Here is a 14,852-nt window from a genome sequence, read left to right as displayed (position 1 = left end):
TTTAGTCCAGCAAGGAAGTCCCATGAGTTTATCCCGCCTGATCGGCGGCTTCGTCAGCCGCCATCGGGGTTCGTATGCCGCGTCGGCGGCCATGCTGGCCGGTGTGGCCACCTGCACCGTCTGGGTGCCACGCAAGATCGGCGCCATGATCGACGGCCTGGCCAGCCACCGCCTGGCGCCGCACGATTTGCTGGTCGACCTGGCGCAGTTGCTGGCGCTGGGCGTGCTGATTTACGCACTGCGGGTGGGCTGGCGCCTGCGCCTGTTTGCCGCCGCCTACCAGCTGGGGGTCGAACTGCGCAGCCGTTTTTATGCGCGCCTGTCGGCCCAGGGGCCGTCGTTCTACCAGCAGCAGCGCACCGGCGACCTGATGGCGCTGGCCACCAACGACATCGACGCCATCGAGATGGCCGCCGGCGAAGCCATGCTGGCCGGTTTCGACGGCAGCCTGACCCTGATCATGGTGCTGGCGATCATGACGCTGGGCGTCGACTGGCGCCTGGCGCTGGTGGCCCTGCTGCCGTTCCCCCTGATGGCGTGGGCGTTCTGGCGCATCTCCAGCCACATCCACGCCGCCTCGACCGACTCGCTCGAGCGCTTCGCCGCCCTCAACGACCATGTGCAGGAATCGCTGGCGGGCGTGCGCACCCTGCGCGCGCTCGGCCTGGAGCAGCGCAGCGGCACGCGCTTCGGCGAACTGGCGGCGCAGGCGGCCGACGCCAGCCTGCAGGCGCAGCAATGGGAAGCGGCTTACGAGCCGGCGGTGGGCCTGACCCTGAGTGCGGCGGGCTTCCTGACGCTGGCGCTGGGCGCCTACCTGATCTGGCACGCCCAGCTGACCATCGGCGAACTGACCAGTTTTACCATGTACCTGGGCCAGCTGATCTGGCCGATGTTCGCCGCCGGCTGGGTGCTGGCGCTGATCGAACGGGGCCGCGCGGCCTGGGCCCGCCTGCAGCCGCTGCTGGAAGCGCCGCTGTCGGTGGACGACCATGGCAGCGTGACAGCACTGCGCGCCGGCGCGCTGGTCCTCGAGGGGGTCAGCTTCCGCTACCCCGGCCAGGCCACGGCGGCGCTCGACCAGGTGTCGCTGACGCTGCCGGCCGGCCACACCCTGGGCCTGGTCGGCCCCACCGGCGCCGGCAAGTCGACCCTGCTGCGCGTGCTGCTGCGCCAGGCCACCCCGCAGGCGGGCACGGTCGCCTGGAGCGGCCACCAACTTGCCCACTACACGCTGGCCACCCTGCGCGCGGCGATCAGCTGGGTGCCGCAGGAGTCGTTCCTGTTTTCCGCCACCATCGCCGACAACATCGCCTTGGGCAAACCGGACGCGACCCGCGCCGAGGTCGAGCACGCGGCCGCCATGGCCGCCATCGACGAGGACATCCGCCGCTTCCCCCAGGGCTATGCCACCAGCGTGGGCGAAAAAGGCATCACCCTGTCGGGCGGCCAGCGCCAGCGCGTGGCGATCGCCCGCGCCCTGCTCGCCGCCAGCGACCTGCTGCTGCTCGACGACGCCCTGTCGGCGGTCGACACGGGCACCGAAACGCGCATCCTCGAGCACCTCGAAACGCTGCGGCGCGCGCGCCCCGGGCGCAGCGCCATCATTGCCAGCCACCGCTTGTCGGCGGTCGCTGGCGCCGACCTGATCGTGGTGCTGCGCGAGGGCCGCATCACCGAACAAGGCAGTCACGCCACCCTGCTGGCGGCCGATGGCTGGTACGCCAGCCAGTGGAAATACCAGCAACTGGAGGCCAGTCTCGATGCAGCCTGAATCGACCAAGCACCATCCCGCCGGCGCCGCCCAGGACATGCGCGCCCAGGCCGTCCGCGCCATCGCCCTGCTGCGCCGCGCCGCCCACGTCGACCGCGCCCACCTGGGCTGGGCCGTGCTGTGGCTGGTCGTCGCCGCCGCCTTCGAAGTGGCCGGGCCGATTTTCGGCAAGGCCCTGATCGACCGTTACCTGCTGCCGCACCGGCTCGACCTGCCGGCCATGGCGGCCCTGCTTGCGGGGGTGCTGCTAACGGGCTGGATCGCCTCCTGGCTGCGCTACCTGCAGCTGATGCGCCTGTCGGGGCTGGCCATGCGCGCCGTCCAGCGCCTGCGCGAGTGGGTGTACGGCCACGTGCTGCGCCTGCCGATGGCGTTCTTCGACAAGGCCATTACGGGCCAGTTGGTCAGCCGCGTCACCAACGACACCGAAGCGGTCAAGACCCTGTACATCCAGGTCCTGTTCGTCATCCTCGACAGCACCATCGTGTTGGTCGGCACCATGGCGGCGATGGCCTGGCTCGACTGGCGCCTGATGCTCATCGTGCTGGCGCTGGTGCCGGCGGTGGTGCTGATCATCTGGCTGTACCAGCGCATGTCGGCGCCGGCCGTGAACACCGCGCGCGCGCTGCGCAGCGACATCAACGGCCAGATGGCCGAGTCGATCGGCGGCATGGCGGTGCTGCAGGCGCACAACGCCACCGGCCGTTTCGGCGAGCGCTTTCTGGCCACCAACGGCGCCCACTACACGGCCAGGATGGCCGAACTGCGCGCCAACGCCTTCCTGCTGCGCCCCGCGCTCGACCTGCTCAACGTGATCCTGCTGGCGGTGGTGATTTTCAGCTTCGGCCAGCGCACCATGAACGCCGTCGAAGTGGGCGTGCTGTACGCCTTCATCAGCTACATCGCCCGCGTGGTCGAGCCGCTGATCCAGATCACCATGCAGTTCAGCGGCCTGCAACAGGCGGTGGTGGCCAGCGCCCGCGTCGCCGCCCTGCTCGACGAGCCGGCCGCCACCGAGCACGATGACGGCAAGGCCGCCGGCACGCACCTGCCGGCGGTGCCAGCGAGCGTGCCGGCCATCTCGGTGCGCGCCCTCAGCTTCGGCTACGCCCCCGGTCAGCACGTGCTGCACGAGCTGAACCTCGATATCGCCCAGGGCGACTTCGTCGGCATCGTCGGCCACACCGGCAGCGGCAAATCGACCCTGCTGTCGCTGCTGCTGCGCTACTACGCCGCCGCGCCCGGAGAAGGCAGCATCGCCATGCTGGGCCAGCACCTGGCCGGCATCGACAACGCCACCTTCCGCGCCGAAGTGGGACTGGTGCCACAGGACCCGTTCCTGCTGGCGGCATCGGCGCGCGAGAACATCGACATGGGACGTGGCTTGTCGATCGATCGCATCGAGGCGGCCGCGCGCGCGGCCCACGCCCACGCCTTCATCGGCGCGCTCGAACACGGTTACGACACCGCGCTGGGCGAAGCGGGATCGCGCCTGTCGACCGGCCAGAAGCAGCTGATCGCCATCGCCCGCGCGCTGGCCGGCCAGCCCCGCATTCTGCTGCTCGACGAGGCGACGTCGAACATCGATAGCCAGACCGAACAGATCGTCCAGCGCGCCCTCGACGAACTGCGCGGGCGCGTCACCATCGTCGCCATCGCGCACCGCCTGTCGACCATCCGCCATGCCGACCGCATCATCGTACTCAACCATGGCCGCATCGCCGAAGCGGGTAGCCACGAGCAATTGATGCAAATTGATAACGGTTTGTACCAGCGTTTGTATCTCCTTCAACAACTCGCGGTGTAGACCCTATTTCACTATATTGTTTTTATGGCCCCGGCACTGGTCTGCCAGCGTGGCGCCGGACCAACAGAGTGCCAAAAGCGGTATCGGACTGGTGTTGTATTGACGGGCGAAACGTGACAATTGCCCGCGCGCCCAGTCAAAATTAAGTTTTCCTGACTGCAACACGCCTATAATCAGGCAGCGCCCATGGACGGGCCATCGGTCTTCAAACACCAGGATCATTCATGTCGGTTGCTTGGCCTCGCTCTCCGCATCGCCGCCTGGCGGCGCTGCTGCTGTCGCTGTCGCTGTGCGCCCCCGCGGCGCAGGCGCAAGGGGCAACGCCGACCGCGACCAGCACGCCCGCGCAGGACGCGCAACTGGACCACCAACTCGACCACATTCGCGAGCTTAACCGCTACCAGCCGGTGGCCGCGCTGGCGCTGCTGCGCAAGATCGAGCCGCAGGCGCGCGCGGCCAACGTGGCCACCCGGGCCGAGTTTCTCAACCAGCTGTGGTACACCTACCGCACCCGCGGCTTGCTGCCCGAGGCGCTGGCGCTGGCGCAGGAACTGACCCGGCTGGGACGCGCCAGCGGCAACGACGTCGCCCTTGCCAAGGGCCTGCTGGCGGAAGGCTACGTGCGCTTTTCGATGCATGAACTGGCGCGCTCGCACAAGCTGGCCTGGGAGGGTGCGGCCCTGGCCGACAAGACCGGTGACATGGCCTTGCGCATTACGGCCGCCATCACCGCGGGCCAGGCCTACGCTGAGGAAGGCAATTTCCCCGAGGCGCTGGCGCGGACGCAGGCGGCGGTGGCGCTGGCCCGCGCGTACGACAAGCCCCTGCAAAACGTCATGGCGCTCAATGCACTGGCACTGCTCTACGGCCAGTTGAAGGAATACGACAAGGGTTTTCAGGCGCTCGATGAAGCTTACCGCAACGCCGCCCTGACCGATTCGCCCGTGCGCATCGTCAACCTGAAAAACACCGAGTACGGCCTGGCGATCGACACCAATCAACCCAGGCGCGCGCTGGCGGCCCTGCTGGCGGTGCTGGAGATCCAGCGCCGCCTCGACGCCACCACGCACCTGCCGCGCACGCTGGTCAATATCTCGGACAGCTATCTGCACCAGCGCGACTACCGCAACACGCTGCTCTACGCGAACCAGGCCATGACGGCCGCCCGCGCCGTCAATGACACCGCCATCGAGGCGACCGCCCGCGTCAACATCGGCCAGGCCTACCTGGGCATGGGCAGGCTGGTCGAGGGCAAGCGCAGTTTCGAAGCGGGCCTGGCGGTCTACGAACAGATCAACGACAAGCCCGAGCTGCAGGTCGTGCTGGCCGAATATGGCGAAGCGCTCGAGCGCGCCGGCGACATGGGCGGCGCCGTCGCCGCCTACCACCGCGAGCGCCTGCTGTCGAACCAGCTGTTCGAAGCGGGCCGCCAGAAGGCCGTGCAGGAACTGCAGGGCAAATATGAGGCGGACAAGAAGGAACGCCAGATCGAACTGCTGCGCCGCGAAAACCAGGTCAAGGGCGCCGAACTGGACAACCGGCGCCTGCAGCAGCGCATCTGGTGGCTGCTGGCGGTGGTGTGCGCGCTGGTGGCCGTCATCGTCGGCATCCTGTACCGCAAGGTACGCAACGCCAACGCCCAGCTACAGGTGAAAAACCTCGAACTGAAACAGCAAAGTTCGCGCGACCCCCTCACCTCGCTGTACAACCGCCGCCACTTCCAGGAATTCATGCGCGCCCGCGAGCAGCCCGAGCAGCGCGCCTTTGTGCCCGATGAAGATACCGTGGCCGCCCTGTTCCTGCTCGACGTCGACCACTTCAAGAACGTCAACGATACCTATGGCCACGCCGCCGGCGACGCCGTGCTGACGATGATTTCGGAGAGTCTGCGGGTGATCCTGCGCGAGACCGACATGATCGTGCGCTGGGGCGGTGAAGAGTTTCTGGCCTACTTGCCGGCGGTGCCGCGCGATGGCATCGACGACATCGCGCGCCGCCTGCTGGCGGGGATCTCCGCCAGCACCATCGACTACAACGGCAGCCGCATCTCCGTCAACGTCTCGATCGGCTTCGCGCCGTGCCCCCTGTCACCAGGCGAGCCGCCCTTGCCGTGGGAGCGCGCCGTCAACCTGGTCGACATGGCGCTGTACATGGCCAAGGGCCACGGCCGCAACCGCGCCTACGGCGTGCGCGGCTTCACCCCGGACAGCGGCAGCACCATCGAGCAGGTCGAGCAGGACCTGGAACAGGCCTGGCGCTCCGGCGCCGTCGACATGTCGGTGGTGCTGGGCAGCTGGGATGACGGCGCCGTCGTCCGCGACGCCGCGGCGAGCAGCCTCGCCTAAGCCAAGGCCAAGGCCAGCGCGCGCCGCTTACTTCTTGGTCGACTGCTGGATGCTCTCGCCCGCCTGCTCGACCTTCTTGCCCACCTTGTTGGTCGCCGCATCGAGCCCCTTGCTGGCATCGGCGGCGGCGTCGGCGGTGGCATCGGCAATCCGCTCGCGCGTCTGCTGCGCCGAATCGCTCACCTGCCTGGCGGCGGCGTTGGCCTTGTCGAGTTTTTCCTGCAGCTCGCGCGCCACCTTGTCGCCCGCATTGTCGACCGCCTGGCCGGCCTGTTGCGCCGGCCCCATGCCGTCTTCTTTTTTGCTGCAGCCGCCAGCGCCAGCCAAAGCGACCATCACCCCCATCGTTACCGCCAGTTGTGTCAATTTCATGATTTTCTCCGTTAAAGACATTGCGCTTTTGTTGCTGCTCAGCATACACCCGGCCACCAGGTAGCGGTTGACAGTCCGGCAAGGAATCCTGACAATAGCACGACCGTTCGATTACTCAGTTCTCCCACCCTTGCCGGAGCAGCCATGACCGAGATCACCAGTGTCCACCGCATCTGTCCATTTTGCGAGGCCTGCTGCGGCCTCAAGATCGATCTTCAAACGGACCCGGCAACGCGTCTGCAACGCGTCATCAAGGTGCGCGGCGACGATGACGATGTGTTTTCGAAAGGCTACCTGTGTCCGAAAGCGGTGGGCCTGAAAGAGTTACAGGACGATCCCGACCGCCTGCGCACGCCCCTGATCAAGCGCGACGGCGTGTTCGTCGAAGCGAGCTGGGACGAAGCCTACGCCGAAATCGCCCGGCGCCTGCCGCCCATCATCGCCGCCGGCGGCGCCAACGCGGTGGCCACGGTGCTGGGCAATCCGGTGGCCCATAAAATGGGGCTGATGCTGTACTTTCCCCGCCTGGCGCGCATGCTGGGCACCCGCAACATGTTCTCGGCCTCCAGCGTCGACCAGATTCCCAAGATGCTTTCGTGCGGCCTGATGTTCGGCAGCTGGCTGGGCATTCCCGTGCCCGACATCGAGCGCAGCGACTTTTTGCTGATTATCGGCGCCAATCCGATGGTCTCGAACGGCAGCCTGTGGACGCTGCCGGACTACCGCGGCAAGGCGCGCGCGCTGCGCGAACGGGGCGGTCGCATCGTCGTCATCGACCCGCGCCGCACCGAGACGGCGGCGGCGGCCGACGCGCACCATTTCATCCGGCCCGGCGCCGACGTGTTCTTCCTGCTGGGGATTGCCCACACCCTGTTCGATGAAGGCCTGGTCGCGCTGGGCGCGCTGGCCGCGCACGTCAACGGCGTCGAGCAGCTGCAGCCGGCCTTGGCGCACTACGCGCCGGAACGGGTGGCGGCCAGGTGCGGCATCGACGCCGCCGTCATGCGCGAGCTGGCGCGCACGCTGGCGGCCACCCCGCGCGCGGCGGTGTACGGCCGCATCGGCACCTGCACCCAGCAATTCGGCACCCTCGCCTCCTGGCTGATCGACGTCATCAACGTCCTCACCGGCCACCTCGACACGGTCGGCGGCGCCATGTTCCCCCGCCCGGCCGCGTTCGGCGCCAACACGCGCGGCAAGCCCGGCGTCGGTCGCGGCGTCGTCACCGGCCGCTACGCTTCGCGCGTTTCGGGGGTGGCCGAAGTGAGCGGCGAACTGCCGCTGACCTGCCTGGCCGAGGAAATCGACACACCCGGTCCCGGCCAGGTCAAGGCGCTGATCGCCATCGCCGCCAACCCGGTGCTATCGAGCCCGAATGGCGCGCGCCTGGCCGCCGCCCTCGACCAGCTCGACTTCATGGTCAGCCTGGACATCTACCTCAACGAAACCTCGCGCCATGCCGACGTCATCCTGCCCGGCCCGGCGCCGCTGGAAGACGATCATTACGATGTCACGTTTACCCAGTTCTCGCACCGCAACCACGCCCGCTACAGCGGCGCCGCGCTGGCGCGCACCGACGGCCAGCCGGAGGAGTGGGAAAGCATGCTGCGCATCGGCGCGATCGCGGCCGGCCTGGGCGCCCACGCCGACCTGGACGCCCTCGACGACGCCGCCCTGCGCGAGGACCTCGAACGGGCACTGGGCGACGGCGCGCCCGCCGTACTGGCGGCGCTGGCGGGACGGCGCGGCCCCCGCCGCCTGCTCGACCTGGGCTTACGCGGTGGTCCCTTCGGCGACCAGTTCGGCCGCCAGCCGGGTGGCCTGAACCTGGCGGCGCTCGAGGCGGCGCCGTCCGGCATCGACCTGGGCGCCATGACGGCGCGCATGCCGGAAGCGCTGCGCACGCCCTCGGGCAAGATCGAGCTGGCGCCGGCGATGCTGCTGGACGATCTGGCGCGGGTCGAGCGCGAGCTGGCCGCGCCGGCGCCCGACCTGGTGATCATCGGCCGCCGCCAGCTGCGCTCGAACAACAGCTGGATGCACAATCTGCCGGCGCTGGCCAAGGGCAGTTTTCGCTGCACGGCGCTGGTGCACCCGGCCGACGCCGCCCGCCTCGGCCTGGTCGACGGCGCCCTCGCCCGCATCCGCAATGGCGCCAAGGCCATCGACGCGCAGGTCGAAATCAGCGACGAGATGATGGCGGGCGTGGTCAGCCTGCCGCACGGCTGGGGCCACGACCTGCCCGGCACGCAGATGGCGGTGGCGGCGCAGCGGCCCGGCGCCAACCTGAACGCCCTGCTCGACGAAAACCTGCGCGATCCCCTGTCGGGCAATGCGGTGCTGTCGGGGATTGCGGTGACGATGGCGCCGCTGTAGGCGCGCGGCCGGCTACTCGAACTTGAATTCGCACACGGCGGTCGAACAGCCCAGGCGTATCAGTTCGGGGCGAAAATCGATCTGGTGTACGCTGATCAGGCGCCCGTCGATGCTCACGCGCAGCAGCGTGCTGCCGGCCTCGGCATCGATGCCGACGAGGACCGTTTGATCGACCGTGAATTGGCCCGGTAAATCGGCGCGGTCGTGTTCGGCTTTCTGGTCTGCCGACAGCGTGTTGACACTGGCGCCCAGCACAGCGCTGTCGGGCGCCGTGCGGAACAGCTTGAAACAGGCGAAGTCGCTCGGCGCCTCGGCGACCACGCAGACCGAGGCCATGGCAGCCCACTGGGGATCGTTTTTGAGCTCGCGCACCGTCAGCGCCACCTGGCCCCGCGGCGCTGCGGCGAGGCGGTAAAACGCGCTGGTAAACATGCCGGGCGCGCCCGTAAAGTGCAGCACATCCTGCTCCTTCAGGTAGTGCACCTCCGCCTGGGCCGGCGCCGGGTCCACCGGCGGGCGCCAGCCTGCTTCGATTTTTTTCAGGGCCTCGATCGCCTGCAGGTCGCCGCCCTCGGCCGCTTCGCGCAGATAGCGCGCGGCAGTGGGCCGATCGGCGGGCCGGCCCAGCCCCATCTCGTAGATCCGGTACAGCGAAAACTTCGCCTGCGCCTGCCCTGCCTCGGCAGCCGTCATGTACCACTGGTACGCCAGCGCCTCATCGCGCGCCACGCCCTCGCCGGCAAGGTACAGGTCGCCCAGCCAGACCTGGGCGCTGCGCAAACCCATCGCCGCGCCGCGGCCGCAGTGCAGCAGCGCGTCGGCAGCGCTGCGCGGGGCGCCCTGGCCCGTCTTGTAACGCCGGCACAATTCGCCTTGCGCCTGGCGGTCGCCCAGCGCGGCCCAGGCGTTCACGGCAGGCAGGGGGCGGTCCGCCATCGTCACTTCGACGGGCTCGCCGGCGGTGGCGCCGGCGCCCAGGCAGGATGCCAGGCACAACAGGAGAGTCGACAGGTTTTTTTGCATGTTGGGCAGGCGTGAATGAAGGAGCCAAAAATTGCGGCTGAATAATATTAACAGTAGTGTAATTATTGCAGCACTGTCAAGCCACCCGTGGCCCTGTTACTGGCAACGCTCGCCGCCCCAGTCGGCGCCCCGCGCCAGGCAGCGCCGGCGCTCGCCGTCGAGGCGTTCGGCGCGCGCTTTGAGTTCGCCGCATTCGCGGGTATTGGCATCGACCATCGTCACGCACACTTCCATGGTATCGGCGGCGGCGCGGTAATCGCCCCGCGCCAGCGCGCCCCGCGCCTCGACGAGCAAATTGCGCACAGATTGTGATTGCGCCTGCTGGCCACCTGCGCGGGCGGCGCCTTTGGCGGGCGTCCTGGCGCGCGCGGGCCGGCGGCATGCAAGGTCGGCCTCATCGAGCGCCGTTTGCAGGCGCGCCAGTTGGGCCGGCGTGGCCGTGGTTTTTTTCAGGGCGATCAGTTCGGCCTGGGCGTCGTTGGCCTTGCAGGCGACGGCCAGGCCGATCGCCTTGTCGACGCGGGCGTCGAGCCGGGCGGCAGTGGGTCGCGCGCTGATCCAGATCAGCCACAAGGCGCCCAGCGCCAGCAGCCACCAGCGCAGGCGCACCGGCTGGCGCCGCGGCGGCGCGGCGGCGGTGGGCGGGGCGGCGGACACGCCAGGCGCGCGCGGCGGCGGCGCCACAGCAGCCTGCGCCACCGCGGCAGGGGCGGCAGGGGCAAGCGCGCTCGCCTGGTCGCGCGCCACCGCGGCGGCCCGGCTGGCGGCGGCGGCGGCGCGGGCGTTCTCGTCAAACGGGGTGGGCGCCGTGCCCGTGAGCGGCGCGGCAGCGCCATCGGCCGCGCGCGCCCCCCCTTCGACAGGACGCGGCGCGGCCGTGACCTGGTCGATGCCGCAGTACGGACAGTAATTGACGCGCCGCGGCAGCGCGCGCCCGCAGGACAGGTTCACACACCGGTAAATCACTTCGTCACGCACGTCTGCTGGCCTCACGGGGAAACACCATCGATGGCATCATCGGGGATCGGGAATATCGTCGGCGCCGCCGGCCGGGTCGGCGATGACGTCGTCGAACAGGGCCGCCAGTTGCGCCACCGCGTGCGCGGCCTGCCACTTGCCCAGCTTCGGCGATTGCAGCATGTTCCACACCTGGGTGTCAGCTTGGACCTCGCCGCGGCGAATTTGTTCAGCAACCTGCTCGACCGAATACGGCCCTTGCTGGGCGCCGTGGACGAACAGCTTGAAGCGCACGGCTGCGGCGCTGGCGGCGGGGCCCGGACTGGCCAGTGCCCGCGCCGCCGCCGCTTCGCTCGCCAGCAGGGCCGGCCGCAGTACCCGCTTGTCGACCGCCCGCTCCACCTCCCAGTGGTAGGCGTCGCTGGCCGAGTCGGGCACGGCATCGGTCCACTGGGCCAGGCCGGCCACGGCGGCGTCAAAGCGCTGGCGCGCCCCCTCCCCGGCCGGGTCGGCATCCTGCGCCTGTGCGCGCCGGGTCCACTGCTCCACCAGCCGGCGCGCCGTGATGTTTGGAAGCGACGGCGAGGGTAGTTGGGCGCCCGTCTCGTCCACCTCCAGCTTCGGCTCATAGACGCGCTGCTGGTAGTGGCGCATCAGGGCCGCCAGCAGCGCCAGCTGGTGCGGTCCCATCGCCGCCAGCCGGGTGCGCACCGCGCCGATGAGCTGCTCGCGGTAGTACGGCGGCAGGCCGTTCGAGCGGATCGCGAACTCGTTACCGATCTGCAGCCATTCGCCCGCGCCCGGCTCGACCTCGAACAGGTACTGGCCACGGGGCTGGAAGGCCGCTTCCAGGTCGCCCAGGTCGGCCTTGCGCTTGATCACCCCCAGCGCCACCGCCTGCAAGTACCACTCGTAGTCGTCGGCGAGCCGGTTGAGTTCATCCATCGACGGCGAGATGGGGTGACGAAAGCGCGTCGAATCGAAGTGCAGGTGGGTGGGGATTTTCGGATTTTCGATCTGGTACGAGGTGCGCCAGGTGGGCAGGCCGCGCAGCACCGTCATCGGATAACCGGACAGCTCGATGTAGCACACCGCGCGTCCCTGGACGCCCGTGTTGACGATATTGAGCTGGTCGCCGTGGAAGGACCCGCTGGGCACGGCGGCGCGGATGTCGGCCTCGAGGCGGCGCCAGGCGGCGACGTCGCCCACCCCGATGAAGCACTTGAACTGGTCGGCGCGGGGAGTAAATTCGGCGGAAAAGCGCGCGTTAATCCACGGCATGGCGCTCTTGATCCATTCGTTGAACACGCGCGCGCGCTCGGGCGGCGCCATGGCCGCCAGATGCTCGAGCAGCGGGTCCGGCGGCGCCGCGCCGGCGACCTGCTCGACCGTCAACTGGGTCTGGGCGCGCCGGAACAGTTTAAGCAGCAGGCTGGCGCGCAGGCGCTCTTGACCGAGTTGCGGGAACAGGCGCGCCGAGCCGCCAAATTCGAGCAGCACTTCCTCGCTCCAGGCACTCACGTCGCCCGTCAGGCGCACCGGCGCCGGCTCGCTGTCGGTGGCCAGCTTGATGTAGGTGGCGTGCTCCTCGCGGGCGTCGGCGCGCAACTGGCGGATGCGCTGGTCGACCGCGCCCAGCATCGCCTGCACGCTGCGGCGGCCTTCCTGGAACTCGCCGGCGATGCCGCTCCACAGGGCTTGTCCATGGTCGTCGAGCGACTGCGGGTCGCCCAGCCAGGCCGACATCGCCCGCATCACTTCGACCGCCTGGCCGGCCGCCACCGCCAGCAAGTGAAAGCGCAGGTAATCGGCGATGTCGCGTTTTATATGCGTCATCACTTCGCGCGCCTGGGCGTCCTTGCCGAACAGCCGCGACGCGGCCTGCGACAGATTGTTGAGCGACTCCTCGACCTGGCGCGTGCGCAGGGCGTCGCGGATATCGCGGTAGCGCTTGCCGTTGCGTTCGACCACGCCCAGGTCGCGCTGCTGCAGGCGCGCCTTGACCTGCTCGAGCAGGGACAGCACGAATTCCAGGCCACCCTGCTTGCGATCGTCCAGCAGTGCATAGAGCTGGGTGCGCGCCTGGCCGCGCAGGCGGCCCAGCTGTTCGCCCGTGTGGCGCTTGATGCGGTCTTCGCTCGTTTCGGCGGTGGCGCCGGCTTCGCGGATGGCGTCGCGTTCGAGCTGCGGCAGCAGTTCGGCCACCTTCTCGCGCCACAGCTTGAGATCGTAAGCGCCCATGATGCGGTCGATTTCCAGCTGCACCTTGCTCTCGATCCGCTCGAGCAGCGAGCGGCCGTCCTTGTCCATCAACAGCTGGTCGGTCAGCGCGTATTCGGGAAACGCGGTCAGGTCCACCGTGCCCTTCTTGAAATCGGGGAAGGTGTCGAACGGGTGCTCGGCGAGCGAGAGAAAATCGCGCATGAAGCTGTCGCGCTCCTGGTCGCCGGCGCGCCGCGCGGCCACGCCGTCGGCGCCGGCCAGGCCGAAGAAGGCCTTGACCATCAGCGCCGCCAGTTCGTAGGCGCGGATATCGTCGCGCAGGCTTTGCTGGGTGTCGAGCACCGACTGGCCGAACGCCGAATAGACCTTCGAATACGACAGGCGCATGTCGCCGAAGCGCTGCTCGGGCACGCGCGGGTTGTACGGCCCCAGCTTGTGCTGCTGCTGGTTGACGGCGATCGAGCGCTTGCGGTTGGCGAAGTCGGCCGAGGCGAAGTCCTCGAACAGGGTGTCGGCCACCATCTGGTAGACATCCTTGATGTCCTGGGTGGCCTTTTTGGCCAGGTTGGCCGTATCGACAAAATACACGTCGTCGAACGGCGCGCCCTTGCCAATGACACTGTCCGGGTCCATCCACTGCACCCGCGCGTTCATGTCGCGCATCGTCGTTTCCAGTTCCATCAGGGTGGCATAGGCGTTCGCCTCGGTGCGCTCCTTGTTGGCCTTGGCGAAACCGGACGGCATGAACAGCACCAGGTCGACCTGGTTGTCGGCCACTTCCTGGCGGGCGATCGCTTTCGAGATCCAGCCCAGGTCGATGGCGCTGCCGGCGCCGGTGCCGCCGGCGCACGAGGCGATGACGACGATGCGGAACTTCGACGTGTCGACCTGCAGGCCCAGTCGCTGGTAATTTTCCTTGCGCTCGTTGCCGGCATTACTGCTGAGGAAATTGAGGGCGCCCTTGATGCGCCCGCGCAGCTTCGGGTATTTGTCGAACAGGTACAGGCGCGCCAGCGCGCGGATCTGGCCGGCGCCCTTCGACGGGTCGATGCCCAGCGAACGCAGTTTTTTCGGCCGCAGCGGCATCCACGATTCGATCAGGGGAAAGCGCGCCAGGCTGTCGTCGGACTCGTGGTACTGCGGCAGGTCGAGCGGCTCGACCAGGCGTTCCTCGTCGGTCAGCTTGACCAGCTCGTACCAGGGGTCGGTGCGCAGCGACTTGCCCTCGTCGATGATGGCGTGGTTGTCGAGGTCGAAATGGAGAAAGCGGGCGACGGGGAAGTCGGCGATCGATTCGACGCGGGTCGGATGCTGGCGGTTCCAGACCGCCGACAGGATGCGGCGGCGGATGCGCATCATCACTTCCATGCCGGTGCCGCCGGCGCCGATGAACAGGGTCGGCCGCAGATCGACCTTCAGCTCGGCTTTCAAAGCGGCTGCGTGGTCGGCGCTGGCGCCTTGCGGGAATTCTGCCATGTCATTCTTTCAGTGGGGTGGTTCAGCGGCGGCCGACAAACAGGGTGGCGACCAGGGCGACCAGGCCGACGGCCACGAGCGGGCCGGTGATGCCGAAGGTGAGAAATTTGCTGGCGTTGACCAGCGCCAGCACGGCGGCGGCGCTGAGAAAGCACAAGCCGACGAACATCATCCAGCCGGCGCTGCCGGCGCTCGACGGCGCCACCCGCCGCACCACCAGGTGGTGCACGTAGGCGTTACGGACAAAGAAGAAAATCAGCAGCAGGATCAGGAACGCGGTGGCGCCGATGGCCAGGTCGCGGCTGGACGTGTCGGCGGCCACGCTGGCGGGGGCGCCCGCCACTTCGAGGCTGGCGGCGGGCCGGGCGGCGGCGGGCGCGGCGACGGCTCCCGCCGGCGCGCGCTCCTCGCCGGGCAGTTTAAAACCGGGATCGGCGGTCGGCGCATTTGCTTCATTTTTTTGCTCTTGCTGGTTTTGCATACTGCGCTCTCTTCTGAT

At 68.6% G+C, this 14,852-nt stretch carries 9 protein-coding genes; 4 read left to right on the top strand and 5 right to left on the bottom strand.

Annotation, left to right across the window (positions count from 1 at the left end; all coding sequences use genetic code 11):
• The first annotated feature begins 22 nt into the window (after positions 1–22).
• The 3 genes from ACP7EY_RS09865 to ACP7EY_RS09855 all read left to right on the top strand — a co-directional run bounded on the left by ACP7EY_RS09865 (position 23) and on the right by ACP7EY_RS09855 (position 5,926).
• The gene (locus ACP7EY_RS09865; RefSeq protein WP_426192941.1) at positions 23–1,774 is read left to right on the top strand and encodes an ABC transporter ATP-binding protein; all 1,752 of its coding nucleotides are present in this window, start codon (positions 23–25) and stop codon (positions 1,772–1,774) included.
• Positions 1,764–3,581, top strand: coding sequence for an ABC transporter ATP-binding protein (locus ACP7EY_RS09860; protein WP_426192939.1), 1,818 nt, complete (start codon positions 1,764–1,766; stop codon positions 3,579–3,581). Before ACP7EY_RS09865 ends, ACP7EY_RS09860 begins: the two co-directional genes overlap by 11 nt.
• Positions 3,582–3,805: 224 nt before the next feature.
• On the top strand, positions 3,806–5,926 hold the full coding sequence (locus ACP7EY_RS09855; protein ID WP_426192937.1) for a diguanylate cyclase: 2,121 nt from the start codon (positions 3,806–3,808) through the stop codon (positions 5,924–5,926).
• 27 nt (positions 5,927–5,953) lie between these two features.
• Here the strand turns inward: ACP7EY_RS09855 and ACP7EY_RS09850 are convergent, their stop codons facing one another.
• The gene (locus ACP7EY_RS09850; RefSeq protein WP_426192935.1) at positions 5,954–6,298 is read right to left on the bottom strand and encodes a hypothetical protein; all 345 of its coding nucleotides are present in this window, start codon (positions 6,296–6,298) and stop codon (positions 5,954–5,956) included.
• A 144-nt stretch (positions 6,299–6,442) separates the two neighbouring features.
• Here ACP7EY_RS09850 and ACP7EY_RS09845 point away from each other — a divergent pair, with 144 nt between their 5' ends.
• Positions 6,443–8,674, top strand: coding sequence for a molybdopterin-dependent oxidoreductase (locus ACP7EY_RS09845; protein WP_426192932.1), 2,232 nt, complete (start codon positions 6,443–6,445; stop codon positions 8,672–8,674).
• Between the two features lie 12 nt (positions 8,675–8,686).
• Here the strand turns inward: ACP7EY_RS09845 and ACP7EY_RS09840 are convergent, their stop codons facing one another.
• The 4 genes from ACP7EY_RS09840 to ACP7EY_RS09825 all read right to left on the bottom strand — a co-directional run bounded on the left by ACP7EY_RS09840 (position 8,687) and on the right by ACP7EY_RS09825 (position 14,834).
• Positions 8,687–9,697: a tetratricopeptide repeat protein gene (locus tag ACP7EY_RS09840; protein ID WP_426192929.1), complete on the bottom strand. Its 1,011-nt coding sequence runs from the start codon at positions 9,695–9,697 to the stop codon at positions 8,687–8,689.
• Between the two features lie 96 nt (positions 9,698–9,793).
• Positions 9,794–10,690, bottom strand: coding sequence for a hypothetical protein (locus ACP7EY_RS09835; protein ID WP_426192926.1), 897 nt, complete (start codon positions 10,688–10,690; stop codon positions 9,794–9,796).
• Positions 10,691–10,711: 21 nt separating this feature from the next.
• The gene (locus tag ACP7EY_RS09830) at positions 10,712–14,353 is read right to left on the bottom strand and encodes a tubulin-like doman-containing protein (protein ID WP_426192923.1); all 3,642 of its coding nucleotides are present in this window, start codon (positions 14,351–14,353) and stop codon (positions 10,712–10,714) included.
• A gap of 22 nt (positions 14,354–14,375) precedes the next feature.
• Positions 14,376–14,834: a hypothetical protein gene (locus ACP7EY_RS09825; protein WP_426192921.1), complete on the bottom strand. Its 459-nt coding sequence runs from the start codon at positions 14,832–14,834 to the stop codon at positions 14,376–14,378.
• Positions 14,835–14,852: the final 18 nt, after the last annotated feature.

Origin of the sequence: Massilia sp. DWR3-1-1 (assembly GCF_049898325.1) — a bacterium.
Classification (GTDB): domain Bacteria; phylum Pseudomonadota; class Gammaproteobacteria; order Burkholderiales; family Burkholderiaceae_D; genus JAFCUW01.
The sequence above is the reverse complement of the archived record's forward strand: the minus strand, read 5'-3'. Positions and strand labels throughout refer to the sequence as shown.